General features: G+C 72.1%; 21 protein-coding genes. 8 read left to right on the top strand and 13 right to left on the bottom strand.

The annotated features are described in order from the left end of the window. Positions 1-115 precede the first annotated feature (115 nt). The 10 genes from ACFY0F_RS04275 to rsmH form a co-directional block, all read right to left on the bottom strand. A complete protein-coding gene (locus ACFY0F_RS04275) occupies positions 116-919 on the bottom strand; it encodes a cell division protein FtsQ/DivIB (protein ID WP_388788587.1) in 804 nt (267 codons plus the stop codon). 26 nt (positions 920-945) lie between these two features. Then, a complete protein-coding gene (murG, locus tag ACFY0F_RS04270; protein ID WP_388788584.1) occupies positions 946-2034 on the bottom strand; it encodes an undecaprenyldiphospho-muramoylpentapeptide beta-N-acetylglucosaminyltransferase in 1089 nt (362 codons plus the stop codon). Positions 2035-2040: 6 nt separating this feature from the next. Continuing rightward, positions 2041-3396, bottom strand: a complete 1356-nt coding sequence (ftsW, locus tag ACFY0F_RS04265; protein WP_388788582.1) for a putative lipid II flippase FtsW — start codon at positions 3394-3396, stop codon at positions 2041-2043. Between the two features lie 85 nt (positions 3397-3481). Beyond that, complete coding sequence (murD, locus tag ACFY0F_RS04260; protein ID WP_388788580.1) at positions 3482-4930, bottom strand: UDP-N-acetylmuramoyl-L-alanine--D-glutamate ligase; 1449 nt, start codon at positions 4928-4930, stop codon at positions 3482-3484. Beyond that, entirely contained in the window at positions 4912-5985 is a 1074-nt protein-coding gene (gene mraY / locus ACFY0F_RS04255) for a phospho-N-acetylmuramoyl-pentapeptide-transferase (RefSeq protein ID WP_388788577.1), read from the bottom strand. The genes murD and mraY overlap by 19 nt, the downstream gene beginning before the upstream one ends. Continuing rightward, positions 5982-7397, bottom strand: coding sequence for a UDP-N-acetylmuramoyl-tripeptide--D-alanyl-D-alanine ligase (gene murF / locus ACFY0F_RS04250; RefSeq protein WP_388788574.1), 1416 nt, complete (start codon positions 7395-7397; stop codon positions 5982-5984). The genes mraY and murF overlap by 4 nt, the downstream gene beginning before the upstream one ends. Positions 7398-7401: 4 nt before the next feature. After that, positions 7402-8922: a UDP-N-acetylmuramoyl-L-alanyl-D-glutamate--2,6-diaminopimelate ligase gene (locus ACFY0F_RS04245; RefSeq protein WP_388788571.1), complete on the bottom strand. Its 1521-nt coding sequence runs from the start codon at positions 8920-8922 to the stop codon at positions 7402-7404. Between the two features lie 204 nt (positions 8923-9126). Further along, a complete protein-coding gene (locus ACFY0F_RS04240) occupies positions 9127-11103 on the bottom strand; it encodes a peptidoglycan D,D-transpeptidase FtsI family protein (protein ID WP_388788568.1) in 1977 nt (658 codons plus the stop codon). Between the two features lie 5 nt (positions 11104-11108). After that, positions 11109-11615: a septum formation initiator family protein gene (locus ACFY0F_RS04235; RefSeq protein WP_388788565.1), complete on the bottom strand. Its 507-nt coding sequence runs from the start codon at positions 11613-11615 to the stop codon at positions 11109-11111. 64 nt (positions 11616-11679) lie between these two features. After that, positions 11680-12636, bottom strand: a complete 957-nt coding sequence (gene rsmH / locus ACFY0F_RS04230) for a 16S rRNA (cytosine(1402)-N(4))-methyltransferase RsmH (protein ID WP_388788562.1) — start codon at positions 12634-12636, stop codon at positions 11680-11682. 360 nt (positions 12637-12996) lie between these two features. On the opposite strand from rsmH, the gene ACFY0F_RS04225 reads away from it, so the two are divergent. The 4 genes from ACFY0F_RS04225 to ACFY0F_RS04210 all read left to right on the top strand — a co-directional run bounded on the left by ACFY0F_RS04225 (position 12997) and on the right by ACFY0F_RS04210 (position 18587). Continuing rightward, a complete protein-coding gene (locus ACFY0F_RS04225; protein WP_388788559.1) occupies positions 12997-13545 on the top strand; it encodes a beta-class carbonic anhydrase in 549 nt (182 codons plus the stop codon). Between the two features lie 233 nt (positions 13546-13778). After that, positions 13779-14816 (top strand): AAA family ATPase, encoded by a 1038-nt coding sequence (locus ACFY0F_RS04220; RefSeq protein ID WP_388788556.1) that lies wholly within the window; start codon positions 13779-13781, stop codon positions 14814-14816. Further along, positions 14816-16177, top strand: coding sequence for a DUF58 domain-containing protein (locus ACFY0F_RS04215; RefSeq protein WP_388788553.1), 1362 nt, complete (start codon positions 14816-14818; stop codon positions 16175-16177). The genes ACFY0F_RS04220 and ACFY0F_RS04215 overlap by 1 nt, the downstream gene beginning before the upstream one ends. Positions 16178-16199: 22 nt before the next feature. Then, positions 16200-18587, top strand: a complete 2388-nt coding sequence (locus ACFY0F_RS04210; protein ID WP_388788550.1) for a DUF3488 and DUF4129 domain-containing transglutaminase family protein — start codon at positions 16200-16202, stop codon at positions 18585-18587. A gap of 294 nt (positions 18588-18881) precedes the next feature. Here ACFY0F_RS04210 and ACFY0F_RS04205 read toward each other — a convergent pair whose 3' ends face one another. From ACFY0F_RS04205 to ACFY0F_RS04195, 3 genes are all read right to left on the bottom strand, one after another. Further along, positions 18882-19271: a DUF3040 domain-containing protein gene (locus ACFY0F_RS04205; RefSeq protein WP_388788547.1), complete on the bottom strand. Its 390-nt coding sequence runs from the start codon at positions 19269-19271 to the stop codon at positions 18882-18884. 284 nt (positions 19272-19555) lie between these two features. Continuing rightward, complete coding sequence (locus ACFY0F_RS04200; RefSeq protein ID WP_388788544.1) at positions 19556-20326, bottom strand: methyltransferase; 771 nt, start codon at positions 20324-20326, stop codon at positions 19556-19558. An 88-nt stretch (positions 20327-20414) separates the two neighbouring features. Beyond that, positions 20415-20978, bottom strand: a complete 564-nt coding sequence (locus ACFY0F_RS04195; protein WP_388788542.1) for an SAV_6107 family HEPN domain-containing protein — start codon at positions 20976-20978, stop codon at positions 20415-20417. Between the two features lie 179 nt (positions 20979-21157). On the opposite strand from ACFY0F_RS04195, the gene ACFY0F_RS04190 reads away from it, so the two are divergent. The 4 genes from ACFY0F_RS04190 (at position 21158) to ACFY0F_RS04175 (ending at position 26614) form a co-directional block, all read left to right on the top strand. Continuing rightward, positions 21158-21991, top strand: coding sequence for an ATP-binding cassette domain-containing protein (locus tag ACFY0F_RS04190; protein ID WP_388788540.1), 834 nt, complete (start codon positions 21158-21160; stop codon positions 21989-21991). Next, positions 21963-24047 carry a YhgE/Pip family protein gene (locus ACFY0F_RS04185; RefSeq protein WP_388788538.1) on the top strand — a complete coding sequence of 695 codons (2085 nt, stop codon included), beginning with the start codon at positions 21963-21965 and terminating at the stop codon, positions 24045-24047. Before ACFY0F_RS04190 ends, ACFY0F_RS04185 begins: the two co-directional genes overlap by 29 nt. Before the next feature lie 50 nt (positions 24048-24097). Continuing rightward, positions 24098-24727 carry a TetR/AcrR family transcriptional regulator gene (locus tag ACFY0F_RS04180; RefSeq protein ID WP_388788535.1) on the top strand — a complete coding sequence of 210 codons (630 nt, stop codon included), beginning with the start codon at positions 24098-24100 and terminating at the stop codon, positions 24725-24727. Positions 24728-25102: 375 nt separating this feature from the next. Beyond that, positions 25103-26614, top strand: coding sequence for a phytoene desaturase family protein (locus tag ACFY0F_RS04175; protein ID WP_388788532.1), 1512 nt, complete (start codon positions 25103-25105; stop codon positions 26612-26614). The last annotated feature ends 5 nt before the right edge of the window (positions 26615-26619 follow it).

Here is a 26619-nt window from a genome sequence, read left to right as displayed (position 1 = left end):
AAGTCGACAAGTGGCGCACGTTCAACGAACACGCCGAACCTCCCGTTTTTCTTTTCACCCTATGTGATCAGGCATAGCGGTGCCCAACCAGGGTGCTGGCCTGCGCGGATGTGCGTCAACTCCCCGATGACGCGGGGGCGGTGGGGACGCTGACGTCGAAGTGCCCAGCGCGGGGAGCGGCTTTCATGAGAGCGTTGAGCGTGCGGGCCTTGGCGCCGCCGTTCTCGTCGCTGCCCCACTCGACCGTGCGCCCGCCGCTCAGCTCCAGCGAGATGTCGTCGTAGGAACGCACCTTGACGACCCGTGTCTCCCGCGCGACGTTGGCCGGAATGTCACCTGCCACGTCCACCGCCTCCCGGACCAGACGGTCCTCGCCGAAGCGGCGCAGGCTCGCGGTGGCCGAACCGGACCGGGGCGGGTCCAGTTTCAGGGCGGCAACGCCTTTCGGCGCCTGCGAAACAGTGGCGAAACGGACACCTTCCTTGTCCACTTCGACGAACCGCCCACCCTTCCCGATGAGGAGCACCGGAACACGCTCGGTTACTTTCAGCCCGATTCCGTGCGGCCAGGAACGGACGACCTCGACCTCGTCGATCCGGGGCAGTTTCCGGCGCAGCGCCGCGGCGATGGCATCGGTGTCGACGGAGATCAGCGGTTCGCCGACCGGCACCCGGGCGGCCTGGCGGACCTGTTCGGGCGTCAGGACCACGGTTCCCTGGACCGAGACGTGGTCCACCCGGAGCCACTTGGAGCCGTACAGCGTCCAGACCACTCCGGCGACGAGGAGCACGAGCGCGGCAGCCAGTACGACGATCCCACGAAGGCGGGGAAGGCGGAGCTTTCCCAACCGCCTTCCGGGCGGCGGGCCGGACGACTCCTGCTGGCGATCACCGCGCTCGGCGGTCGTCGGTCCGGCCACACTCACTGCCCTCCGTGCATATCGTCCTATCGGCGCGAGGCGATCGCCTCGTACACCATGCCGACGAGCAGGTCGTCGGCGTCCCGGCGGCCGAACTCGCTGGCGGCGCGGGACATCTCGTACAGCCGGTGCGGGTCGGCGAGCACGGGCAGGACGTTCTGCTGCACCCACTCGGGCGTGAGTTCCGCGTCGTCGACCAGAAGGCCGCCGCCGGCCTTGACCACCGGTTGGGCGTTCAGCCGCTGTTCGCCGTTGCCGATGGGCAGCGGGACGTAGGCGGCCGGAAGTCCGACGGCGGAGAGTTCGGCGACGGTCATCGCACCCGCACGGCAGAGCATCATGTCGGCCGCGGCGTACGCGAGATCCATCCGGTCCAGGTAACTTACCGGGATGTAGGGCGGCATTCCCGGCATCTGGTGCACCTGCGGCAGTTCGTTCTTCGGGCCGACCGCGTGCAGGATCTGGATGCCGGCCTGCTGCAGCCAGGGGGCGACCTGCTGGACCACCTCGTTGAGGCGGCGCGCACCCTGCGAGCCGCCGGAGACGAGCAGCGTGGGCAGGTTCGGGTCGAGACCGAAGCGCGCGCGGGCCTCGGGGCGGACGGCGGCGCGGTCCAGGGTGGCGATGGAGCGGCGCAACGGGATGCCGATGTAGCGGGCGTCGCGCAGCTTGCTGTCGGGCGTGGAGACGGCGACCCGGGCGGCGTAGCGGGAGCCGATCTTGTTGGCCAGGCCGGGGCGGGCGTTCGCCTCGTGGATCACGATGGGCACGCCGAGACGCTTGGCGGCGAGGTAGCCGGGCAGGGCGACGTAGCCGCCGAAGCCGACCACGGCGTCCGCCTTGGTGCGCTCCAGGACCTGCTCGGCGGCCTTGATCGTGCCGCGCAGCCGTCCCGGTACGGTGATCAGCTCGGGCGTGGGTTTACGGGGCAGCGGCACCGCCGGGATCAGCGCGAGTTCGTAGCCGCGCTCCGGGACGAGCCGGGTCTCCAGGCCGCGCTCCGTGCCAAGGGCCGTGATCCCCACGGTCGGGTCCTGCCTGCGCAGGGCGTCCGCGAGGGCGAGCGCGGGCTCGATGTGGCCGGCGGTCCCCCCACCGGCGAGTACGACATGCACCGAAATTCACCGCTCTCCGGACGAGCGCGCCGCCGAGGCACGCCGTCGCATCGTGTTCCATCTCCGGGGCCCCCGAGGACCTCCGGCCCCCCGCTTTCTACCAAAGCGAGGTTGCCGCATCGCAAGCGCCGCCCGCGCAGCGGGCTCGTCGCGCGCGAAGGCGATCAGCAGCCCGATGGCGAACATGGTCGGCAGCAGGGCCGACCCTCCGTAGGAGAACAGCGGGAGGGGGACGCCGGCGATCGGCAGCAGACCGAGCACCGCACCGATGTTGATCACCGCCTGGGCGGTGATCCAGGTGGTCACGCCTCCCGCGGCGTACCTCACGAAGGGGTCCTCCGTGCGTCCGGCCACGCGGATACCCGCATAGCCTAGAGCCGCGAAGAGCGCGAGCACCGACAGCGTCCCCGCCAGGCCCAGTTCCTCACCGGTGACGGCGAAGATGAAGTCGGTGTGGGCTTCGGGGAGTTGCCCCCATTTCTCCACACTCGCGCCCAGTCCGGAGCCGAAGAGCCCGCCGGAGGCCAGGGCGTAGATCCCGTGCACGGCCTGCCAGCAGTCGGCCACCCCCGAGCGGGGCTCGGTGGCCCCGATGCAGGCCAGCCGGGCCATGCGGTTGGGGCTGGTCTTGATCAGGAGCACGCCGATCGCGCCGGCGACCGACAGCACGCCGACGAACAGCCGGGTCGGCGCCCCCGCCAGCCACAGCAGCCCGAACAGGATCGCCGTGAGGATGATCGCGGTGCCCATGTCGCCGCCGAGCATGATCAGCCCGAGCAGCAGGAAGGAGACCGGCACGAGCGGCACCAGCATGTGCTTCCACTGGGTCAGCAGTTTCCGGTCGTGCTTGCGCGCCATCAGGTCGGCGCCCCAGAGCACCAGCGCCAGCTTGCCGAACTCGCTGGGCTGGATCTGGAAGGAGCCGCCGAGCGAGATCCAGTTCTGGTTGCCGTTGACCGCCATCCCTATCCCGGGGACCTGTACGAGGGCCATCAGGAAGACGGCGCCCGCGAGGATCGGGTAGGCCAGCGCCCGGTGCAGCTTCACCGGCATCCGGGAGGCGGCGAACATCAGCACACCGCCGATGGCCGCGGCCAGGAACTGCTTGCGGAAGAAGTAGGACCCCGGCAGCGACAGCTGCAGGGCGGTGATCTGCGAGGCCGAGTAGACCATCACCAGGCCCAGCACGGTGATCAGCACACTGCCGCCCAGGATCAGGTAATAGGCGGTCAGCGGCCGGTCCCAGGCCCTCCGCGCGCGCGTGACGAACCGTCGTACGGGATTGTCGCGGGGCGGCCGGGGGGCCGCGGGCCGCCTGACGGCTCGCTGAACCGGAGGCCGGCCCGTACGGCTACCGGACATCACCGGATCCTCCCGACCTTCAGCCACATCCGTCTCACGCGTCCCTCCAGGGGCCCCGAAGCACGACTGGAGACGGGACCCGTCGTCAGGCGCCCGCGCCGAGTTCGCGAACCGCCTCCGCGAACGCGTCACCGCGCTGGTTGTAGTTGGTGAACATGTCCATGGAGGCGCAGGCCGGCGCAAGCAGCACCGTGTCGCCGGCGACCGCCAGCCGCTTGGCTTCCGTCACCGCCTGGAGCATCGCCCCAGTGTCGGTCCGGTCGAGGTCGACGACGGGTACTTCCGGCGCGTGTCGCGCCAGGGCGTCGCGGATCAGGGCGCGGTCGGCGCCGATGAGGACGGCGGCGCGAAGTCGCTTTGCCGACTTGGCGACCAGCTCGTCGAAGGTGGCGCCCTTCGCCAGACCGCCCGCGATCCACACGATCGACTCGTACGCCGCCAAGGAGGCTTCCGCGGCGTGGGTGTTGGTGGCCTTCGAGTCGTCGACGTACGTCACGCCCTCCAGCTCCGCCACCTTCGCGATGCGGTGGGCGTCCGGGGTGAAGGCCCGCAGACCGTCCCGTACGGCCTGCGGGGGCACCCCGAAGGCGCGCGCGAGGGCCGCGGCGGCAAGGGCGTTGGCGATGTTGTGCGGGGCCGGCGGGTCGACGTCGGAGACCTCGGCGAGCTCCTGGGCGTTCTTGTGCCGGTTCTCGACGAAGGCACGGTCGACCAGGATGCCGTCCACCACGCCGAGTTGGGAGGGTCCGGGGGTGCCGAGGGTGAAACCGATGGCCCGGCAGCCCTCCTCGACGTCCGCCTCGCGCACCAGGTCCTCGGTGAGCTTGTCGGCGACGTTGTAGACGCAGGCGACCCGGTTGCCCTCGTAGATACGGCCCTTGTCGGCGGCGTAGGCCTCCATGGAGCCGTGCCAGTCGAGGTGGTCGGGGGCGAGGTTGAGCACCGCGGCGGAGTGCGCGCGCAGGGAGGGCGCCCAGTGCAGTTGGTAGCTGGACAGCTCCACGGCGAGGACGTCGTACTCCTGGTCGCCGAGCACGGCGTCCAGCAGCGAGACGCCGATGTTGCCGACGGCCGCCGTGCGCAGGCCCGCCGCCTGGAGGATGGAGGCGAGCATCTGGACGGTGGTGGTCTTGCCGTTGGTGCCTGTGACGGCCAGCCAGGGCGCGGCGTCGGGTCCGCGCAGCCGCCAGGCGAGTTCGACGTCGCCCCAGACCGGGACGCCCGCCCCGGCGGCCGCCGTGAACAGCGGCTTGTCCGGCTTCCAGCCGGGCGCGGTGACGATGAGTTCGGTGCCCTCCGGGAGGGAGTCGCCGTCACCGAGGCGCACGGTGACGCCGAGCGCCTCCAGTTCGGCCGCCTGGGCCCGCGCGCGGTCGTCGTCGCCGTCGTTGACGACGGTGACCCGCGCGCCGAGGCCGTGCAGCACCTTGGCCGCCGGGACGCCGGAGACGCCGAGCCCGGCGACGGTGATGTGCTTGCCCTGGAACTCCGAAGATCCTTCAGGCACCGAGGAGGTCACTTGTCCGCTGCCCATCCCGCATAGAAGAGGCCCAATCCGACAATCACACAGATGCCCTGGATGATCCAGAAGCGGACCACCACCAGGACTTCGGACCAGCCCTTGAGTTCGAAGTGGTGCTGGAGCGGCGCCATCCGGAAGACGCGCTTGCCGGTGAGCCGGAAGGAGCCGACCTGGATGACGACCGACATGGTGATGAGGACGAACAGCCCGCCCATGATGGCCACCAGCAGCTCCGTGCGGGAGAGGATGGCCAGGCCCGTGAGGACGCCGCCGAGGGCGAGCGAACCGGTGTCACCCATGAAGATCTTGGCGGGTGAGGTGTTCCACCACAGGAAGCCGAGGCAGGCGCCCATCAGCGCGGAGGCGACGACGGCCAGGTCGAGCGGGTCGCGCACCTCGTAACAGGCGTTCGGGTTGGTCAGCGTCTGGGCGTTGGCGCAGGACTCCTGGAACTGCCAGACACCGATGAAGGTGTAGGCGCCGAAGACGAGGACGGAGGCACCGGTGGCCAGACCGTCCAGGCCGTCCGTCAGGTTCACGCCGTTCGACATCGCCAGGATCATGAACAGCGCCCAGACCACGAACAGCACCGGGCCGATCGACCAGCCGAAGTCCGTGATGAACGACAGCTTCGTGGACGCCGGGGTGTTGCCGCGCGAGTCGGAGAACATCAGCGACAGCACGGCGAAGGCGATACCGACGATCAGCTGGCCGGCCATCTTCGCCTTGGCCCGCAGACCCAGCGAACGCCGCTTGACGATCTTGATGTAGTCGTCCAGGAAGCCGACCAGGCCCATGCCCGCCATCAGGCCGAGGACCAGCAGCCCGGAGTACGTCACCGGCTTGCCGCTGATCACCTTGCTGAGGAAGTAGGCGGCGATCGTGGCCAGGATGAACGCGATACCGCCCATGGTCGGCGTACCACGCTTGCTGGCGTGCTCGCGCGGGCCGTCGTCACGGATGTACTGGCCGTACCCCTTGCGCGCGAGAAGCTTGATCAGCAGCGGGGTGCCGACCAGCGTCAGGAAGAGACCAATGACTCCCGAGAACAGGATCTGGTTCATCATCGGGCGGCGACCTCACCCTCGGCACCGCTCTCGACGAGCGCCTGGGCAACGCTCTCCAGCCCCACCGAACGGGACGCCTTCACGAGCACGACATCCCCCGGGCGCAACTCGCTGCGCAACAGGTGGACCGCCGCCTGTGCGTCGGACACGTGCACCGACTCCTCACCCCACGAACCCTCGTTATATGCGCCCAGTTGCAGCCAGGAGGCTTCGATCCCCCCGACCGCGACGAGCTTGCTGACGTTGAGCCGGACGGCGAGCCGTCCGACGGCGTCGTGCTCGGCGAGCGCCTCGTCCCCCAGCTCGGCCATCTTGCCGAGCACCGCCCACGTGCGGCGCCCCTGGCCCATGGCCGCGAGTGCCCTGAGGGCGGCCCGCATGGACTCGGGGTTGGCGTTGTAGGCGTCGTTGACGATGGTCACGCCGTCCGGGCGCTCGGTGACCTCCATGCGCCAGCGGGAGAGGGAGCCCGCCTCGGAGAGCGCGGTGGCGATCTCTTCCGCGGACATGCCCAGCTCATGGGCGACGGCGGCCGCGGCGAGCGCGTTCGACACGTGGTGCTCACCGTACAGGCGCATGGTCACATCACTTGCACCGGAGGGTGTGTGAAGCCTGAACGAGGGCTGTCCGCTGTCCGTGAGTCGCACGTTCTCGGCGCGTACGTCCGCTTCGGCCGACTCTCCGAAAAGGATCACCTTCGCCTGGGTACGGGAGGCCATGGCCCGGACCAGGGGGTCGTCGGCGTTGAGGATCGCGGCCCCGCCGTCCTGGGCCGGGGGCAGGGCCTCCACGAGCTCGCCCTTCGCCTGCGCGATCTGCTCGCGGCCGCCGAACTCGCCGATGTGGGCGGAGCCGACGTTGAGCACCAGCCCCACCTTCGGCGGGGTCAGCTCGGTGAGGTAGCGGATGTGGCCGATGCCGCGGGCGCCCATCTCCAGCACCAGGAACCGCGTCTCCTCGGTGGCGGACAGGGCGGTCAGCGGCAGCCCGATCTCGTTGTTCAGCGAACCGGGTGTGAACACGGTCGGCGCCTTGCGCCGGAGCACCTGGGCGATGAGGTCCTTGGTGCTGGTCTTGCCCGCGGAGCCGGTGAGCGCGACGAGGGTCGCGCCGAGCCGTCGTACGACGTGCCGGGCGAGGGCGCCGAGGGCGCTCTGGACGTCCTCGACGACGATCGCGGGCACGCCGACGGGCCGCGACGCCAGTACGGCGACCGCGCCGGCCGCCACGACCTGGGCCGCGTAGTCGTGACCGTCGGCGCGCTCGCCGACGAAGGCGACGAACAGGCTGCCCGGAACCGCCTCCCGGGAGTCGCGGACCACGGGCCCGGTGACCTGGACGGACGGATCCGGTATGTCGTGCGTCTGCCCGCCGACGACTGCTGCGATCTCGGCGAGGGAGAGGGCGATCACAAGTTCATCCCTGGGTCTTCTGGATAGCTTCGCGGAGCACCTGGCGGTCGTCGAACGGACGGATCACGCCGGCGATGTCCTGGCCCTGCTCGTGGCCCTTGCCCGCGACCAGCACGGTGTCCCCGGGGTGGGCCCGGCCGACGGCGGCGGCGATCGCGGCGGCCCGGTCCTCGAAGAGGAGCACCTCGCCGCGCTGGTGCGCGGGCACGGACGCCGCGCCCTGGAGCATGGTGGCCAGGATCGCCAGGGGGTCCTCGGAGCGGGGGTTGTCGGAGGTCAGTACGGCGGTGTCGGCGAGCCGCGCGATGGCGGCGCCCATCGGGGCGCGCTTGGTGGTGTCGCGGTCGCCGCCGCAGCCGAGGACCACGTGCAGACGGCCCTTGGTGACCTTGCGCAGGGCCTTGAGCACCGATTCGACGGCATCGGTCTTGTGGGCGTAGTCGACGACCGCCAGGTAGGGCTGTCCGGCGTCCACCCGTTCCAGGCGGCCCGGCACGCCCGGCACCGCGGCGACGCCGTCGGCCGCGGTCTGCGGGTCGAGTCCGGCGGCGGCCAGGGCGACGATGGCGGCGAGGGTGTTCGCCACGTTGAAGGGGCCCGGCAGCGGCGACTTGGCGGCGATCCGCTCGCCGTGGGGGCCGAGCACGGTGAACGTCGAGTCCATCGGGCCGACGTGGACGTCCTCGGCGCGCCAGTCGGCGTCGGGGTGGCCCTCGGCGGAGTAGGTGATCACCGGGACGGTGGCCTCCCGGGCGAGCCGGCGGCCGTACTCGTCGTCGGTGTTGACCACGCCGAGTTTGCTGCGCAGCGGTGTGAAGAGCTGCGCCTTGGCCTGGAAGTAGTCCTCCATGCCGGAGTGGAACTCCATGTGCTCCGGGCTGAGGTTGGTGAAGACGGCGATGTCGAAGACGCAGCCGTCCACCCGGCCGAGGACCAGGGCGTGACTGGAGACCTCCATGGCGACGGCCTCGACCCCGCGCTCGCGCATGACGGCGAACAGGGCCTGCAGGTCGGTGGCCTCGGGGGTGGTGCGCTCGGACTTGATGCGCTCGTCGCCGATGCGCATCTCGACCGTGCCGATCAGCCCGGTGGACCTGGCCGTCTTCAGACCGCCCTCGACGAGGTAGGCGGTGGTCGTCTTGCCGGACGTGCCGGTGATGCCGATCTGGAGCAGGTCGCGGCCGGGGTGGCCGTAGATGGTGGCCGCCAGCTCCCCCATGCAGCCGCGGGGGTCGTCCACGACGAGGACGGGCAGACCGGTCGCGGCGGCGCGTTCGGCGCCGGCCGGGTCGGTCAGCACGGCGGCGGCGCCGAGGCCGGCGGCCTGGGTGACGAAGTCGGCGCCGTGCACCCGCTCGCCGGGGCGGGCGGCGTACAGGTCGCCGGGACGGACGGCGCGCGAGTCATGGGTGATGCCGGTGACCTGCGCGTCGCTCTCCGGTCGTTCGACACCCAGCTGATCGGCGAGTTCCGCGAGGGGTGTGGCGGAGACCCGCGCCGGTCGCGGCGGTCCCGGATATGTCACGGAAGCGCCCTTCTGGGTGGTTTGGGACTGATCAGCGTGTGGCACGGCGGTGAGCGTACCGGGCGCACCCGCTCCGGGGCCAAAGGGGAGCCCGCGCGAAGCGCGGTCCGGCAAGGGTGGTGGTGGGAGACGGGGGGGCGAGGGGCGCGGGGTCTCGGGGTTCCCGGGGTCGGGAGTGATCGTTGTCACGGGGATCGTTCCTGGTCAGGGCTTGAAGTCGACGGGCAGGTTCGCGGACTTGGCACCGGTCGGCGGCACCTGGAGGGTCTTCAGCGCGAACTCCATGACCTGCTTGTAGATCGGGCCGCAGATCTGACCGCCGAAGTAGCTGCCTTTCGTGGCGTTCTGGATCGCGCAGTAGACGGTGATGCGCGGTTTGTCCGCGGGTGCGAATCCGGCGAACGACGAGGTGTAGCCGCGGTACCTGCCGGTGGCCGGATCCACACGGTTGGCCGTGCCGGTCTTGCCGGCCACCCGGTACCCCGGGATACGGGCCTTGATGCCGGTGCCCTGCTCGTCGCCCACGACCGACTCCAGCATCCGGGCGAGGGTCTTGGCGGTCTTCACGCTGATCACCCGGTTCTTCTTGGGCTTGGGGGCGGGGGCGAAGCGGCCGTCGGCGCCCTTCTCGCCCCGGACCAGGGTCGGCTGGACCCGGACGCCGCCGTTGGCGATGGTCGAGTACACGGAGGCGGCCTGCATGGCGCTGAGGGAGAAGCCCTGGCCGAAAGGGATCGTGTACTGCTGCGACGTCGACCACTTGCCGGCGGGCGCGAGGATGCCGCTGGTCTCGCCGGGGAAACCGAGCCCGGTCGGGCTGCCGATGCCGAACCTGCGCAGGTAGGAGTAGAGGACCTTGTTGGCCTGCGGCTGGGTCCTGCCGAGCTGGCCGGTGGCCAGGATGGTGCCGATGTTGCTGGACTTGGCGAGCACGCCGTTGAGCGTGAGGTACCAGGTGGCGTGGTCGACGTCGTCCGAGAAGAGCCGGTCTCCGCGGTGCAGCCGGTTGGGCACGACGACGTGGGTGAGCGGGGTGGCGGCGTTCTCCTGCAGTACGGCGGCCATGGACATGATCTTGGCGGTGGAGCCGGGCTCGTAGGCGTCCTGGACGGCGGCGTTGCCCATGGCGGCGCCGTCGGCCTTGGCCAGGTCGCCCGGGTCGAAGCCGGGCGAGTTGGCCATGGCGAGGATCTCGCCGGTGCGGGTGTCCTGGACGATCACGTAGCCGCGGTCCGCCCCGGACTTCTTCACCTGGTCGGTGATGGCGTTCTGGGCGGCCCACTGGATGTCGCGGTCGATGGTGAGCTCTACGTCGGCGCCGGGCACGGCCGGGGTCTCGGTGGAGCCGGCGGTGGGGATCTGACGGCCGCCGGACTGGGCGTAGCGGACCTTGCCGTCCTTGCCGGTCAGTTGCTTGTTCAGCTGCTGCTCGATGCCGCCGCCGCCCTTGCCGTCGGCGTTGACCCAGCCCAGTATCCCGGCGGCGAGGTCGCCGTTGGGGTACACGCGCTTGCTGCTGGGGTCGGCGAAGACGCCGGCGAGGACGTTAACGGTGGAGTGGTCCGTGGCCGCCTTCTCGGTGAGCGCGGACCTCAGGTCCTTGATCTGGTTCCAGACCTCCGGTGTCTGGCGGCTCGCCAGCTTCACGTAGCGCAGGTTCTTGTTGGCAGGCCGCAGCTTGCGCACCAGGTCGGCCTGGTCCTGGCCGAGGATCGGGGCGAGCAGGGCGGCCGCCTGTTCGGGGCCGTCGCCGATCTTCAGCTGCTTGCGGTTGAACATCGTGGGGTCGGCCGTGATGTCGTACGCGTCCTGGCTGATCGCCAGGGCCACACCGTTGCGGTCGGTGATCCCGCCGCGCTCTGCGGCCAGGGTGTGCACGACATAGCGGTTCTGCTCGGCCTTGGCGGCGTACGCGCTCGCGTCGACGGCCTGGACCTGGAGCAGGCGGACGACGAACGCGATCAGCACCAGGGTCAGCGCGAGGCTCACCATGCGCAGACGGGGGCGCGGGCTGCCGAGCCGGATGGTGCGGGGCGCCGGCGGACGCGGCCGTCCGGCCCCACTCGGACGCCGAACCGGCCGGGCACCGGACCCCGGACGTCCGGCACTCCCCCCCTTACGGGGCCCGGGCGGCTTGGCCGGGCCGGGCACACGGCGGCGCGGTGCTTCCCTGTCGGACACTTCCGTCACCTGCCGGGGGTCGTGGTCGTGGCGGGCTGGAGGGCGGCGGGCACCGGGGTGGTGGGCTGGGGCGGTGCCGGGGTGGGGGACGTCGAGCCGGAGGCGGCGGGCGCCGTGGGCGGGACGGCGGGCTCGGCCGACAGGTCCGCGGAGGCCGGGCCGGGGACGCCCTTGACGGTGCCGTCGGGGTCGAGGAACGCCGGATCGCCGCCGGGCACCATGCCGAGTTCGCGGGCGCGGCGCTGGAGGGCGTCGGGGGCGGAATAGGCGTCGATGTCCCGCTGGAGGGCCTGTTGCTGGTCGGTGAGGCTCTTGGTCTGCTTCTCCAGGTCGTCGAGTTTGAACGACCCCTCGCTCAGGGCGGAGTTCAGCACGAGCAGGCCGATGAGACCGCCGCCGAGGAGCAGGACGACGAGGAGCACGAACGGGGTGCGCGCCGCCTGCCCCGGACCGGCCGGGAAGAGCCGTGCCAGCCGGGCCGCCCGTCCCCTCAGTTCGGGTTTGCCGCTCACTTGCCCTCCGGTGCGTCCGGGGAGCCGACCGACTGCGTTAGGGAAACCGACCGACCCGGCTCGCTCACTCGACGTCCTCCCTGATGCGCTGGGCCCCGCGCAGCCGTGCCGGAGCGGCCCGGCGGTTCTCGGCGACCTCTTCCTCGGTGGGAAGTTCGGCACCGCGCGTGAGCAGCTTGAGCCGGGGCTGGTAGCGCTCGGGGACGACCGGCAGGCCGGGCGGCGCGGTGGTGGCGGCGCCGGCCGCGAACACCTGCTTGACCAGACGGTCCTCGAGCGAGTGGTACGACAGGACGGCGATCCGGCCGTCCACGGCGAGGGCCTTCACCGCGGCCGGGATCGCCCGTTCCAGAACCGCGAGTTCACCGTTGACCTCGATGCGCAGGGCCTGGAAGGTGCGCTTGGCGGGGTTGCCGCCCGTGCGCTTGGCGGCCTGCGGCAGCGCGTCCCGGATCAGCTCGACCAGCCGCGCGCTGGTGCTGAACGGCTCCTTCTCCCGCTCGCGGACGACGGCGGCGACGATCCGCTTCGCCTGCTTCTCCTCGCCGTACGCGCGCAGGATCCGCACGAGTTCGCCGGCCGGGTAGGTGTTGAGGACCTCGGCGGCGCTCATGCCGGTCGTCTGGTCCATGCGCATGTCCAGCGGCGCGTCCTGGGCGTAGGCGAAGCCGCGGTCGGCCTCGTCGAGCTGCATGGAGGAGACACCGAGGTCGAACAGCACGCCCTGCACGCGCGGCATGCCGAGCCGGTCGAGCACGTCGGGCAGCTCGTCGTACACGGCGTGGACGAGGGTGGCCCGCTCTCCGTACGGCGCCAGCCGTTCCCCGGACAGGCGCAGGGCCTCCTTGTCCCGGTCGAGGGCGACGAGCCGGGCCTCGGGGAACCGGGTCAGCAGCGCCTCGCTGTGGCCGCCGAGGCCGAGGGTGCAGTCGACGACCACCGCTCCCGGCCGCTCCAGGGCGGGCGCCAGCAGGTCCAGGCACCGCTGGAGCATCACGGGAACGTGTCGGCTCTGGGTCAAGGGTGCCTCTCATGTGCGGCGCGAAGCGGTACGCACCGCCGGGTCCCCGCCCGCTCGAGAAGGGGAGGCCTGCCGGCGCCGGAGGCGTCAGCCGGCCGGGAGCGGGAGGAGGCCGGGCCGTGCGTACGCGCCGCGCGGGAAGATCAGTCCAGCAGGGAGAGCGTCGCCTCCCGCTTCGCGTCACTTTAGTCCACCGTGTCTCGCGGTCAATCAACCGGCCTGCGCGTCGCGCATCGCGTGCCGGGCGGGGGCGCATTTCACAGGGAATCACCCTTCCGGCACACGTTTGCCCTCCGTGTGGGTTAGTTCACAACAAGCCACGATGACACACCTGAGCGGCACACTTGTAACGTCATGGCTATGACGACTTCCTCTGCAGCCCCGACCGGATCCGAAGGCGCCATAGCGAACGACGGCAAGGTCACCGACCGCCTCGTCGCGGCGAACGAGCGCTACGCCTCCGCGTTCACCGACCCCGGTATGGACGCCCGCCCCGTCCTGCAGGTCGCCGTGGTGGCCTGCATGGACGCCCGCCTCGACCTGCACGCCGCGCTCGGCCTGGCGCTCGGCGACTGCCACACCATCCGCAACGCCGGCGGTGTGGTCACCGACGACGTGATCCGCTCCCTCACCATCAGCCAGCGCAAGCTGGGCACACGCAGCATCGTCCTCATCCATCACACCGGCTGCGGCCTGGAGTCCCTCACCGAGGACTTCCGCAACGAACTGGAGATGGAGGTCGGCCAGCGCCCGGCATGGGCGGTCGAGTCGTTCCATGACGTCGACCAGGACGTACGGCAGTCCATGCAGCGCGTACGCACCTCGCCGTTCCTGCTCCACACGGACGACGTACGCGGCTTCGTCTTCGACGTCCGCACAGGTCTGCTGCGGGAGGTCGACCCTGCCTGACCGGCCCGCCCACCCCGGAAATACCGCCATCCCGGCATCGAAAATCTCGTCGAAATGGTCATGAGACCGACATAGTGCGGGCAGTTGTCCACAGGCGAGTGACACGAAACGGTAACGGCAGCAAGAATGCGGGGTGTGACGTCACTCGGGAACTGTTTCCGCGTGCTGTCCGTGTTTCGGGGTGGGCCACCGCAGAGCGACGGCCCTTGTAAGAACGGGCCGAGGAGGGCCGGGTGACGACCTATGACGATCGAGCGAGCCTGACAGATCTGACCGCCACCGTGGAGCGGGTACGCAGTTCGGTGGAAGGAGTGATCGAGGGCAAGCCGGAGGTCGTACGGCTTTCGCTGACCGTACTGCTCGCCGAGGGACATCTGCTGATCGAGGACGTCCCCGGCGTGGGCAAGACGATGCTCGCCAAGGCGCTGGCGAGGTCCATCGACTGTTCGGTGCGGCGCATCCAGTTCACGCCCGACCTGCTGCCCTCCGACATCACCGGCGTGCCCATCTGGGACCAGCAGCGCCGGGACTTCGAGTTCAAGCCGGGTGCGATCTTCGCGCAGATCGTGATCGGCGACGAGATCAACCGCGCCTCCCCCAAGACCCAGTCCGCCTTGCTGGAGTCCATGGCGGAGCGCCAGGTCACGATCGACGGGCAGACCTACGAACTGCCCAGCCCGTTCATGGTGGTCGCCACGCAGAACCCGGTCGAGATGGAGGGCACCTACCCACTGCCCGAGGCCCAGCGCGACCGCTTCATGGCCCGGGTCTCCGTCGGTTACCCGAGCGTCGAGGCCGAATTGCAGATGCTGGACGTGCACGGCGGCATCTCGCCGCTGGAGGACCTCCAGCCGGTGGCTCACGCGCACGAGATCGTAAAGATGATCGAGGCGGTGCGCGCCGTCCACGTCGCCGAACCGGTGAGCAGGTACGCGGTCGACCTGGTCGCCGCCACCCGCACCCATCCCGATCTGAGACTCGGGGCCTCGCCGCGCGCGACGCTGCACCTGGTGCGCGCGGCGAAGGCCTCCGCCGCCCTCAGCGGGCGGGAGTACGCGCTGCCGGACGATGTGCAGGCCCTCGCCGTGGCCGTGCTGGCCCACCGGCTGCTGCCCACCGCGCAGGCCCAGCTCAACCGGCGCACCGCGGAACAGGTCGTGCAGGAGATCCTGCAGAACACGCCGGTGCCGGTGGCCACGTCGCAGCAGAGCGGCCTGGGGCTCGGCCGGAGCGTGCCGGCATATCCCCAGCAGCCCCCGCGGAGGCTCTGATGACCACCGGGGGGACGGGGCCGGCCGAGGTCGACCGCGGGGAGCGGGGCGGCGTCCGTACGGCCCTGGGCGGGCTGACCACCCGCGGGCGGTCCTTCCTGGCCGCCGGTGTCGCCGCCGCGATCTGCGCGTACGTCCTCGGGCAGAGCGAGCTGCTGCGGGTCGGGCTGCTGCTGGCCGTCCTGCCGCTGATCTGCGCGACCGTGCTGTACCGCACCCGCTACCGGGTGGCCGGCAGCCGCCGGCTGTCGCCCTCGCGGGTGCCCGCCGGCAGCGAGTCCCGCGTGCACCTGCGGATGGACAACGTCTCGCGGCTGCCGACCGGCCTGCTGATGCTCCAGGACCGGGTGCCGTACGTCCTCGGGCCGCGGCCCCGTTTCGTCCTGGACCGGGTCGAGCCGGGCGGCCGGCGCGAGGTGTCCTACCGGGTCCGCTCGGACCTGCGCGGCCGGTATCCGCTGGGACCGCTGCAGCTTCGGCTGACGGACCCCTTCGGGATGTGCGAACTGACCCGCTCCTTCTCCACGTACGACACCCTGACGGTGATACCGCGCGTGGAGCCGCTGTCGCCGGTGCGCTTCAGCGGCGAGGCGAAGGGGGCCGGCGACGGACGGCACCGCTCGGTGGCGCTGGCGGGCGACGACGACATGATCCCGCGTCGGTACCGCTACGGCGACGACCTGCGCCGTGTGCACTGGCGCTCCACCGCGCGCCACGGCGAGCTGATGGTGCGCCGCGAGGAGCAGCCGCAGCGGTCCCGCTGCACGGTGCTGCTGGACACCCGGGGCGTCGCCTACGCGGGCGCCGGCCCGGACTCGGCCTTCGAGTGGGCGGTCTCGGGCACGGCGTCCGTGCTGGTGCACATGCTCGAACGGGGCTTCTCGGTGCGGCTGCTGACGGACACCGGCAGCGCGGTGCCCGGGGAAGGCGCCGACGGGTTCGCCGGCGCCGGCCAGGAGACGGCGGACGCGGCCGGGCTGATCATGGACACGCTGGCCGTGATCGACCACTCGGACGGCACGGATCTGTCCCGCGCCTACGACGTGCTGCGCGGCGGCAGCGAAGGGCTGCTGGTGGCGTTCCTGGGCGGCCTCGACGAGGAGCAGGCCACGGTGGTCGCCAAGATGCGCCGGCGCAGCGGCGGCGCGATCGCCTTTCTGCTGGACGGTGACGTCTGGCTGCGGGAACCGGCCGGCGTTGCCGGACCGGCGGACCCGCACGGCGAGCGGCTGCGGATGCTGCGCGAGGCGGGCTGGACGACCGTGAGCGTCCCCCGTGGCGCCTCCCTGGACGATCTGTGGCGTCAGGCGGACCACGAACGCCGGGGCGTGGCCGCGGTCGGCGGCGGGGAGGCACTGTGAGGACCGGCTGGGAGGAACTGTCATGAGCGGGCGGGCTCGGCTGGCCCTGTTCGCCGCGGCGGCCACGCTGATGGCGTCGTGTGCGTTGCTGCCCCTGGTGGACCGGCCGACGTGGCTGCTCGAGGCGGTCTTCCTGGTGGCGGCGCAGACGGGCGTGGGCGCGGCCACCCGGCGGGTGCCGCTGGCCCGGCCGCTGACCGTGGCGGCGCAGGCCCTGGTGACCCTGCTGCTGCTGACCCTGGTCTTCGCCCATCAGCAGGCGGTCGCCGGGCTGATACCCGGCCCCGAGGCGTTCCGGCAGCTGACCGGTCTGCTCCAGCAGGGCTCGGACGACGTCAGCCGGTACGCGATCCCGGCGCCGCTGACCGACGGCATCCGGCTGATGCTCGTCGGTGGCGTCCTGGTGATCGGCCTGCTGGTGGACACGCTCGCGGTGACCTTCCGCAGCGCGGCCCCGGCGGGACTGCCGCTGCTCGCGTTGTACTCCGTCGCCGCCGGGCTGTCCGACGGCGGCGGCGCCTGGCTGTGGTTCCTGGTCGCGGCCGCGGGCTATCTGATGCTGCTGCTCGCCGAGGGCCGGGACCGGCTCTCGCAGTGGGGCCGGGTGTTCGGCGGGGCGCCCCGCGGGCCCGGCGGGTCGTCGGACGGTGCGGTGGCCCCGGTCCGCACCGGGCGGCGCATCGGCGCGGCGGCGCTGGGCCTGGCATTGTTCGTTCCGCTGGCCCTGCCCGCGATGAGCGGCGGCCTGCTGGACCCCGCCCACACGGGCCTCGTGAGGGGCAACGGCGACGGCGGCACAATCTCCGCGGTGAACCCGCTGGTGTCGCTGCGCGACAGCTTGAACCTGAACCAGGACCGCACGGTGCTGTCCGTGAAGACGAGCACGAACGACATCTCGGACCTGTACCTGCGGATCGTCTCGCTGGACGACTTCGACGGCACCACCTGGAAGCCGCCCCAACGGCACATCGTGGGCGTGCCGGACCAGTTCCCGACACCGATCGGCCTGAGCCCCGACGTCAAGCGCAGCAGCGTCCGGACCACGATCACGGCGGCGGACGGGTACGCCCAGGACTGGCTGCCGATGCCGTACCCACCGAGCAGCGTGCGGATCAGCGGCAAGTGGCGCTACGAGCCGGTGGGCATGACGGTCGTCGGTGACCACGGTCAGAACACGCGTGGCAAGTCGTACACGGTGACCAGCGTGGACGTGCATCCGACCGCCCAGCAACTGGCCGGGGCCCCGCAGGCGCCGGCGGCCCTGCTGCGGGAGTACACCAAGGTGCCGTCCTCACTGCCCAAGGTGGTGAAGCGGACCGCCGAGGAGGTCACCGCGGGCGCGACGAGCCACTACGACGAGGCGGTCAAGCTCCAGGACTACTTCGCCGTGACCGGCGGCTTCCAGTACGACACCCAGGTGGAGGTCGGCCGGGGTCCGAACGCCATAGCCAACTTCCTGAAGCAGAAGCAGGGCTTCTGTGTGCACTTCTCGTTCGCGATGGCCGCGATGGCCCGCACGCTGGGCATTCCGGCCCGGGTGGCGGTGGGTTTCGCACCCGGGTCCCCGCAGGCGGACGGTTCGGTGTCGGTGGGTCTGAAGGACGCTCACGCCTGGCCGGAGCTGTACTTCGAGGGTGTGGGGTGGACCCGTTTCGAGCCCACCCCGACCCGGGGCACGGCGCCGCCGTACACCGAGACGGACACACCTGCCGGCAGCAGCCTCCCGGACCAGGTGCGGCCCTCGCAGTCGACGAGTGCGGCGCCGGCCGTGCCGGTCGCCCCGAGCGAGAGCTGCTCGGTACAGCAGCGCAAGCTCGAGGCGTGCGACGGCCTGTCCGCGCAGGCGGCGCAGGACAACCAGCCGCACTCCCGGCCGTGGTGGGTGTACGCGCTGTGGGTGCTCGGCGGGCTCGCCGTCGCTCTGGTTCCGTTCGTACCGATGCTCTGGCGGGTCCGGACGCGCGGGACGCGGCTGGGCGGGCACGCCCGTACCGACGAGGGTGCGGCGGCGCACACGCTGGCGGTCTGGCAGGAACTGACCGATTCCGCCTGGGACTTCGGCATCGTGCCGGACGAGTCGCAGACCCCGCGCAAGGCGGCCGCGCGGATCGTCCGGCTCGGCCATCTCGACCCGGCGGCCGGGGCCGCGGTGCACCGGGTGGCGGACGCGGTGGAGCAGGTGCTGTACGCGCCCCGGCCACACCCGAGGGCCGGGCTGGCGGAGGATGTGCGGCAGGTGATCGCCGCGTTCGAGGGCACGGTGAGTACGGGTACGCGGCTGCGAGCGTTGTTCGTGCCCCGTTCGACCGTGCGGATGCTGTGGGCGGCGTCCGCCTGGTGGGCGTCTGTCACGGCGCGCGCGGCGGCTGTCCGACCGACGCCGCGCGGGGCGTCGGGCCAGCAGGGCTGAGGCTCCGGGCGGGGAACCGCCGGACAGCGGCAGAGCCTCGCGGCATGCACGAGGGGCGGAGGGGCAGCCGCCAGGATGCTGGTTGCCCTGTCGCGGCGTCACCGACCCGCCGGGGGCTGGCGGGCGGCGTCCGTGGGGCGGGCGTCCTTCGCGGCGCACGGGGTGCCGGGACGGCGGGCCGGAAGCGCTGGGGGGAGACAACCTGACCGCGTCACAGGCTTCGCCGCATGCGTGAGGGGCGGCCACCGGGATGGTGTCCGCCCCTCTCACGTCTGTCCTCCGAGCCGTCGGAGGCTACTGGCCCTGCTCGTCGCGGCGGCGCTGCCAGCGCTGTTCGATCCTGTCCATCATGGAGCGCTTGGGCCGGCCCTGACGGCGCGCGTGCGGGGCGCCGGCGGGCTGTTCGCCCGGCTTGGGGGCCTTGCGCCAGCCGGTGACGGCGAGCACTGCGCAGCCCAGCATGACGAGGAAACCCACCACGCTGACCCAGATCTGCTGCGCGACCACTCCGGCCATGAGGAGCGCGATACCCACGAGGAAGCCTGCGACCGCCTGGTAGACCCGCCGCCGGGTGTACGTACGCAGCCCGCTTCCCTCGAGCGCCGACGCGAACTTGGGATCTTCTGCGTACAGCGCTCGCTCCATCTGCTCGAGCATGCGCTGCTCGTGCTCCGAGAGCGGCACGGAGTCCTCCTCATCGTGCAGTCGCCGGGGCGACCGGGGGGTCCCTTCAGGATAGGCAGGGAATCGCCCCCGTGAAACCCGCCCCTCTGCGCCAATTGGCCAACCAGGACCGCCATGCCGGGCCGGGCTCGCTGAGGCTTCCATTCCCCGGCGGCCGACCCGTCATGCCGAGCGGTCTCCTTAGATCATACGGCGCAAACCCCTCGATCGGGGGGCCTGTGGCGTACTCCATGTGCCGTCGACGCCCTGATCAGCGGGGTGCGCCCGGTGGCACGTGGGGCGGCTCACGCCTCCCTCGGCCCCGCCGTCTCGCCGAGCACGTGCAACTGGGTGGCCACGGAGTGGAACGCCGGGAGCTCGGCGGCCGCCGCCTCCAGCTTCAGCAGGGCGTCGAGCGCGCCCGGCTCGGTGTCCACGAGGACGCCCGGGACCAGGTCGGCGAAGACCCGCACTCCGTGCACGGCACCGACCCTGAGGCCCGCACCCTCGACCAGGGCGGTGAGCTGCTCGGCGGTGAAGCGCCGCGGCACCGGGTCGCCGGTGCCCCAGCGGCCGTCGGGGTCCTCGAGCGCCTGCTTGGCCTCCTTGAAGTGGCCCGCGAGGGCGCGCGCGAGCACCGCGCCGCCGAGGCCGGCGGCGAGCAGGCTGAGGACGCCCTCGGGGCGCAGGGCGGCCACCGCGTTGCGGACGCCCTCGGCCGGGTCGTCCACGTACTCCAGGACACCGTGGCACAGCACCGCGTCGTACCCGCCGCGCTCGACCACGTCGAACAGGCCATGGGCGTCTCCCTGGACGCCCCGCACCCGGTCGGCGACGCCGGCCTCGGCGGCCCGGCGCTCCAGCGCGAACAGCGCGTTGGGGCTGGGGTCGACGACGGTGACGCGGTGGCCGAGGCGGGCGACGGGCACCGCGAACTTGCCGCTGCCGCCGCCGGTGTCGAGGACGTCCAGCGCGTCCCGACCCGTGGCCTTGACCCGGCGGTCGAGGGCGTCCTGGAGGACCTCCCAGACCACGGCGGTACGGAGAGAGGCGCGAGGGCGCATCGGGTCCGACACGGTTGTTGACTCCTCGGGGCGGAAGGCTTCGGCAACGCTTCGGGCGCCCTCCACCCTATTGCCTCAGCCGCCGCTCGCGGTCACCGTCTCATCCCGCGTCCGGCATCTCGCGCGGGGCGGCCGGGCCCTCCGGCTCGTCGGCGTCGCGGCGGGGCTGCGGCAGCACCGGCTGGAGCACCAGCATCCGTTCCACGAGGCGGACGAACATCGCCACGTCACGTATCAGGTCGTCGGCGTCACGGCTGGTCGCGGCGCCCTGGATGCCCGCCTCGGCCCGGGCGCGGCGGTCGGCGCCGGAGGCGAACAGCGCGCTCCACTCGGTGAGTTCGGGTGCGATCTCGGGGAGCACTTCCCAGGCGCTCCGGATGCGCGCGCGGCGCCTCGGGGAGGTCTCGGGGCGGCCGCGTGCGGCGAGCACGGCGGCGGCGGTGCGCAGCGCGGCGAGGTGGGCGGTGGCGTAGCGCTCGTTGGGGGTTTCCAGGACGGTGGCCTCGTCGAGTCCGGCGCGGGCCTGGGCGAGCAGGTCGAGGGCGGCGGGCGGGGCCGTGGACCGGCGCAGCACGGGGTGCACGTCGCTCGCCGGTCCGGTCAGTGAGGGGGCAGGGCCGGTGGCGCGGCGCCGGTGGGCGGCGGCTGCGGAGGAGTGGGCCATGACGAACCTCCTGTCGTCTGGGTGACGGCACTCCTGCTATGGGGTGCCGTATGTGCCCATCGTGAGGTATGGCACTGACAATCCGTTCTGACCTGGGCTTTTGCTTCGATCGAAGGTTCGGGTTAGTTTTTGCACTGACCAGTCAGTTCAAAAACACGCGCAGGGGGAAGGCGGGAGCCATGGACCCGTCACAGGACAGTTCCCAGGACCTCGGTGTCACAGCCCTCGGTGTCACGGCCCGCGGCCTCGGGCTGCGGGGGCCGCGCGGCTGGGCGTTCCGGGGCGTCTCGCTCGACGCGGAGCCCGGCTCGCTGATCGCGGTCGACGGGCCCTCCGGCTCCGGCCGTACGTGTCTGCTGCTCGCGCTCACGGGACGCATGAAGCCCACGGAAGGAGTGGCCACCGTCGGCGGCCTCAAACTCCCGCGGCAGATGTCCGCCGTCCGCCGGATCAGCGCCGTGGCGAACGTCGCCGGGGTCACCGACCTGGACCCGGCCCTCACCGTCGGGGAACACCTGCGTGAACGGGCGCTGCTGCAACGCCGCTTCGGCGGCTCGCTGCGCTCCCTGCTGCGGCCCCGGGCGCAGCGGGCGGACGAGGCCCGGCGCCGGCTCGACACCGCGCTGGCCGCCGCCGGGCTCGACCTGGACGGCCTGCCCAAGGGCGCCCGGACGACCGTACGGGACCTCGAGCGGCTTCAGGCGCTGCGGCTGTCCGTGGCCCTGGCCCTCGTCGGCGACCCCCGGTTGCTGGCCGTGGACGACACCGACCTCAAGCTCTCCGACGCGGAGCGGGCCGAGGCGCACGCGCTGCTGGCCTCCGTGGCCGCGGCCGGGACGACGGTCGTGGCGGTGTACGCCGACGCCCCCGAGGGCGTGCTGACCGTCTCCACCCGGCCCGCGGAGTCCGGAGAACCCACCGAAGAACCCAGCCGGCCCACCGAACCCACCGAACCCACCGACGAGGAAGCGAAGGAGGCGGCCGATGCGCTCGCCGAAACTGGCCGCCCTTGAGCTCAGGCGCTTCGGCCGGGGCAGGCTCCCCCGCGCCGCCCTCGTCGCGCTCCTCGTGCTGCCCCTGCTCTACGGCGCCCTGTACCTGTGGTCGTTCTGGGACCCCTACGGCCGCCTCGACCGCATCCCGGTGGCCCTCGTCAACCAGGACAAGGGGGCGAACGCCGACGGGAAGAGGATCACGGCGGGCGACGACATCACCGACGGGCTGCGCCGCAGCCGGACCTTCGACTGGCACGAGGTGAGCGCCGCGGAGGCCCGCCGGGGCGTCGAGAACGGCACCTACTACCTGTCGCTGACCATGCCGGCCGACTTCAGCCGGCGCGTCGCCTCCAGCGCCGGCGACTCCCCCGAGACGGGCGCGCTGCAGGTGCACACCAACGACGCGAACAACTACATCGTCGGGCAGATATCCCGGACGGTGTTCAGCGAGGTGCGCACGGCGGCGTCCACCAAGGCGTCCCGGTCCTTCCTGGACCGGATCTTCATCTCCTTCTCCGACATCCACGGGCAGACGGAGAAGGCCGCCGAGGGCGCCGACCAGCTGCAGGGCGGCATCGGGAAGGCGGAGCGGGGCGCCAAGGACCTCGCCGACGGGCTGAAGGACGCCAAGAGCGGCAGCGGCAGGCTGGCCAAGGGCCTCGAGAAGCTGGACCGGGGCGCGGGCGACCTGCAGGACGGCTCCCGGCAGGTCGCCGACGGCACCCAGACCCTCGCCGACAAGGTCAACGGGGTCTACGCGCAGGTCGGCCCCTTCGTGCGGGACAACGAGAAGACCATCGGGGACACCGCCCGGCTCGTCGCCGACTCGGCGAAGACGGTCCGCGACAACCTCGACGTCCTGGTGCGGACGGCTCCGGTGGCGGCGAGGACCGCCCACGCGGCCTCCAGCACCCTGGACGAGGTCTACCGGACGCACTGCGGGACACCCGTGCTCCCCGACCCGGTCTGCCCCGACCTGAAGAAGGCGAGGACGGCGGCCTCCGACGTGGCCGCGGTCGCCGACGACCTGAACACGCTGATCGCCGACCAGGGCGGTGACCTGAACACCCTGCGCTCGAACCTCGCCACGCTGCAGACGCAGGCTCAGGCGCTCGCCGACCGCGCCCCGCACCTGTCCGAGGACCTCGACGACGCCGTGTCCCGGATCAACAAGCTGAACGAGGGCGCGGGCAAGGTCGCCGCGGGCGCCGAGCGGCTGCACACCGGCCTGGGCACCGCGAGCACCGGCGCGACCACCCTGGACAAGGGCATCGGCACGGCCGAGTCGGGCGCCGAGGAACTCGACGGCGGCCTGTACAAGCTGGTCGACGGATCCGGGAAGCTGGCCGGCGGCCTGCACGACGGCGCGAAGAAGATCCCCGACTACGACAAGCACGACCGCGACAGGCGCACCGGGGTCATGGCCGACCCGGTGCAACTGGCCTCCAGGGATCTGCACCACGCGCCGAACTACGGCACCGGGTTCGCCCCGTACTTCATCCCGCTGTCCCTGTGGGTGGGCGCGATGGTGGCGTACATGCTGATCCCGCCGCTCAACCGGCGCGCTCTCGCCGTCGGCTCCTCCGCCTGGCGGATCGCGCTCGCGGGCTGGCTGCCGGTGGCCGCGGTCGGGGTGCTGCAGACGGCCGCGCTGATGTCCGTGCTGCACTGGGCGATCGGCCTGGAGATGACCCGGGCGGCCGGGACGGTGGGCTTCCTGTTCCTGGTGGCGGCCTGCTTCGCGGCGATCGTGCAGTGGCTGAACGCGCGCTTCGGCGCGGCGGGCCGGATCCTGGTGCTCGCCCTGCTGATGCTCCAGCTGACCTCGGCGGGCGGTACGTACCCGGTGCAGACCAGTCCGGGCTTCTTCAACGCGATCCACCCCTTCCTGCCGATGAGCTACGTCGTGACGGCCCTGCGCCGGCTCATCACGGGCGGCGGGCTCGGCCCGGTGTGGCTGGCGTGCGCCGTGCTGGCGGCGTTCACCGCGGGGGCCCTCGCGCTCACCGCCCTGTCGGCCCGCCGCCGCCAGGTGTGGACACTGGACCGGCTGCATCCGGAACTGAGCCTGTGACCTCGCCTTTCGCGTCCCCTTCGGGAGCCGTTCCTGTGACAATCGACGCCATGGAAAGCAGCAGCGCCACGTCGGGTGGCAGCACACGCCGCGAGGCCACCCGGCAGAAGCTCTACGAGGCCGCCGTCACGCTCATAGCCGAACAGGGCTTCTCCGCCACGACGGTGGACGAGATCGCCGAGCGGGCCGGAGTCGCGAAGGGCACGGTCTACTACAACTTCGCGAGCAAGTCGGTCCTCTTCGAGGAGTTGCTGCGGCACGGTGTCGGCCTCCTCACCGCCTCCCTGCGCGAGGCCGCCGAGCGGACGGCGAGCGAGGGCGGCACCAGGGTCGACGCCCTGGACGCGATGATCCGGGCCGGGCTGGTCTTCATCGACCGCTACCCGGCCTTCACCCAGCTGTACGTGGCCGAGCTGTGGCGGACCAACCGCGCCTGGCAGTCGACCCTGATGGTGGTCCGGCAGGAGGCCGTCGCGGTCGTGGAGGGCGTGCTGCGCGAGGGCGTGGCGAACGGCGAGTTCAGCGAGGACATCGACGTCCAGCTGACCGCGGCCGCGCTGGTCGGGATGGTGCTGGTGGCCGCGCTGGACTGGAAGTCGTTCCAGCCGGAGCGGTCGCTGGACGACGTCCACGCGGCGTTGTCCCGGCTGCTCCAGGGGCGGGTCAGCGGAAAGGGCTGAGCGAGCCGCACGCGCGCGTGCACGCAGAAAGCGCCGGTCCGCCGTGGCCGCGTCCCCCGCGGGCCACCTCGAACCGGCGCCTCCCCCTTGCTCCCCGTACGTCCCCCCGTGCGGTCGCCCCCAGGCACCCCCGTGCCTCGCTTCCGCCGACGGATCGGCGGCAACGAGCGGATCGAGGGCGGCCCCGTTCCGGCGCCCCGTGTCGCCGGTGCCGGGACCAGGCCCCTTCTCCGTGTCTCCACTCTCTCGTCCGCGCAGGTGGCAGCCCATCCGTGCGCGTACTCATCTCATGCACTAGGTACGGATACTCAGCCCCGCGCGCTCATCCACAGCCCCTGGGCGGAACTGTCGGTGCCGGTCGCTAGAGTCGCAGGCATGGCACGGATTGCGGTGATCGGCGCCGGCATGGGCGCGATGGCGGCCGCCGCCCGGCTGGCCGTCGCGGGCCACCGGGTGGTGGTGTACGAGCGGACGGAGACGTACGGCGGTGCGGTGCGCCGGTTCGAGCGGGACGGATTCCGCTTCGACACCGGGCCCGGACTGCTGCCCCTGCCCGCGGTCTACCGCGACCTGTTCGTCAAGACCGGCAAGGAGCCCCTGGAGTCCTGCGTCGAGCTGGTGCAGGTCGACCCGTCGTCGCGGCACGTCTTCGCCGACGGCACCGCGGTGTCGCTGCCGAACGCCTCGCGCGCGGGGGTCGTGGCCGCCCTGGACGAAGCCCTGGGCGGGGCCGCGGGCCGGCGCTGGGGCGACTTCCTGGTGCGGGCACGCGAGGCCTGGGACCGCACCCGGCGCCCCCTGCTGGAAGAGCCCCTGTGGCCGAACTGGCGGGTGCTGGCCGAGCGCGAGCCCTATCCGGCCGTCCCGCACAAGCGGCTGCTGCGCACCCGGCGTGCCACCACCCTGACCGAGGTCGGGGAGTGGGAGCTGCGCGACCCGCGTCTCGCGGCGCTCCTGGAGAGCCACGCCCTCGCCCACGGCCTTGATCCCCGGACGGCGCCGGCGAGCGCGGCCGTGCTGCCGTACATGGAGCACGCCTTCGGCGTCTGGTATGTGCGCGGTGGCATACGGGAGTTGGCGCGCGCGGTGTACGAGCGGTGTGTGACCCGCCGGGTGGAGTTCACCTTCGGCGCGGAGGTCACCGGGATCCGGGAGAAGGACGGCCGGGCGGTGGGGGTCGAGCTGGCCGACGGAGCGGTGGCCGAGGCCGATCACGTGGTGGCGGACGTGGACCCGGTGCTGCTGCGGGGCCTGACGGAGCATCCGCTGGACGCCGAGGGGGACGTGCGCGCCGAGACCACGACGCCCCGTACGGGCCGGTTCACGGTGCTGCTGGCCCTGCGTGGCGAGCGTGCGCCCGGTACCGCGCACCGCACGGTCGTGCACGCGCCGGACGCCGGGGCGGAGAAGGACTTCCTGGCGTCTCCCGGCGGCGCCGGGCCGGTGCGGCCCACGGTGACCGTGCTGCGGCCCGACGACCCCTCCCTGTGCCCGCAGGGCGGGTACGAGTCGGTGGTCGTCCACGCGGTGGTGCCGGCGGAGGCGGGCTGGGAACGGGAGGACCTGGTCCGGCGCTTCACCGAGCTCGTCCTGGACGCCACCGGGTCCGCCGTCCCCGGGCTGCGGGAGCGGCTGATGTGGCACGAGGTGCGCACGCCGGGCGATGTGGCGGCCGAGACGGGCGCCGCTGGCGGAGCCGTCCCCGCTCCGGCGCTGGCCGCCGCCGACGGCCGTTTCCTGCATCCGGCGAACACCACACGCCTGCCGGGTCTTTACCGGGTGGGCGGCTGGGCACACCCCGGCGGGGGGCTCCCCCACGCCGGCATGTCCGGCGCGCTGGTCGCGGGACTGATCGTGGAGGGGCCGGACTTCCGCGGCTCACAGTGAGATCC

It is taken from the genome of Streptomyces sp. NPDC001544 (genome assembly GCF_042894285.1).
Taxonomy (GTDB): Bacteria; Actinomycetota; Actinomycetes; order Streptomycetales; family Streptomycetaceae; genus Streptomyces.
The sequence above is the reverse complement of the archived record's forward strand: the minus strand, read 5'-3'. Positions and strand labels throughout refer to the sequence as shown.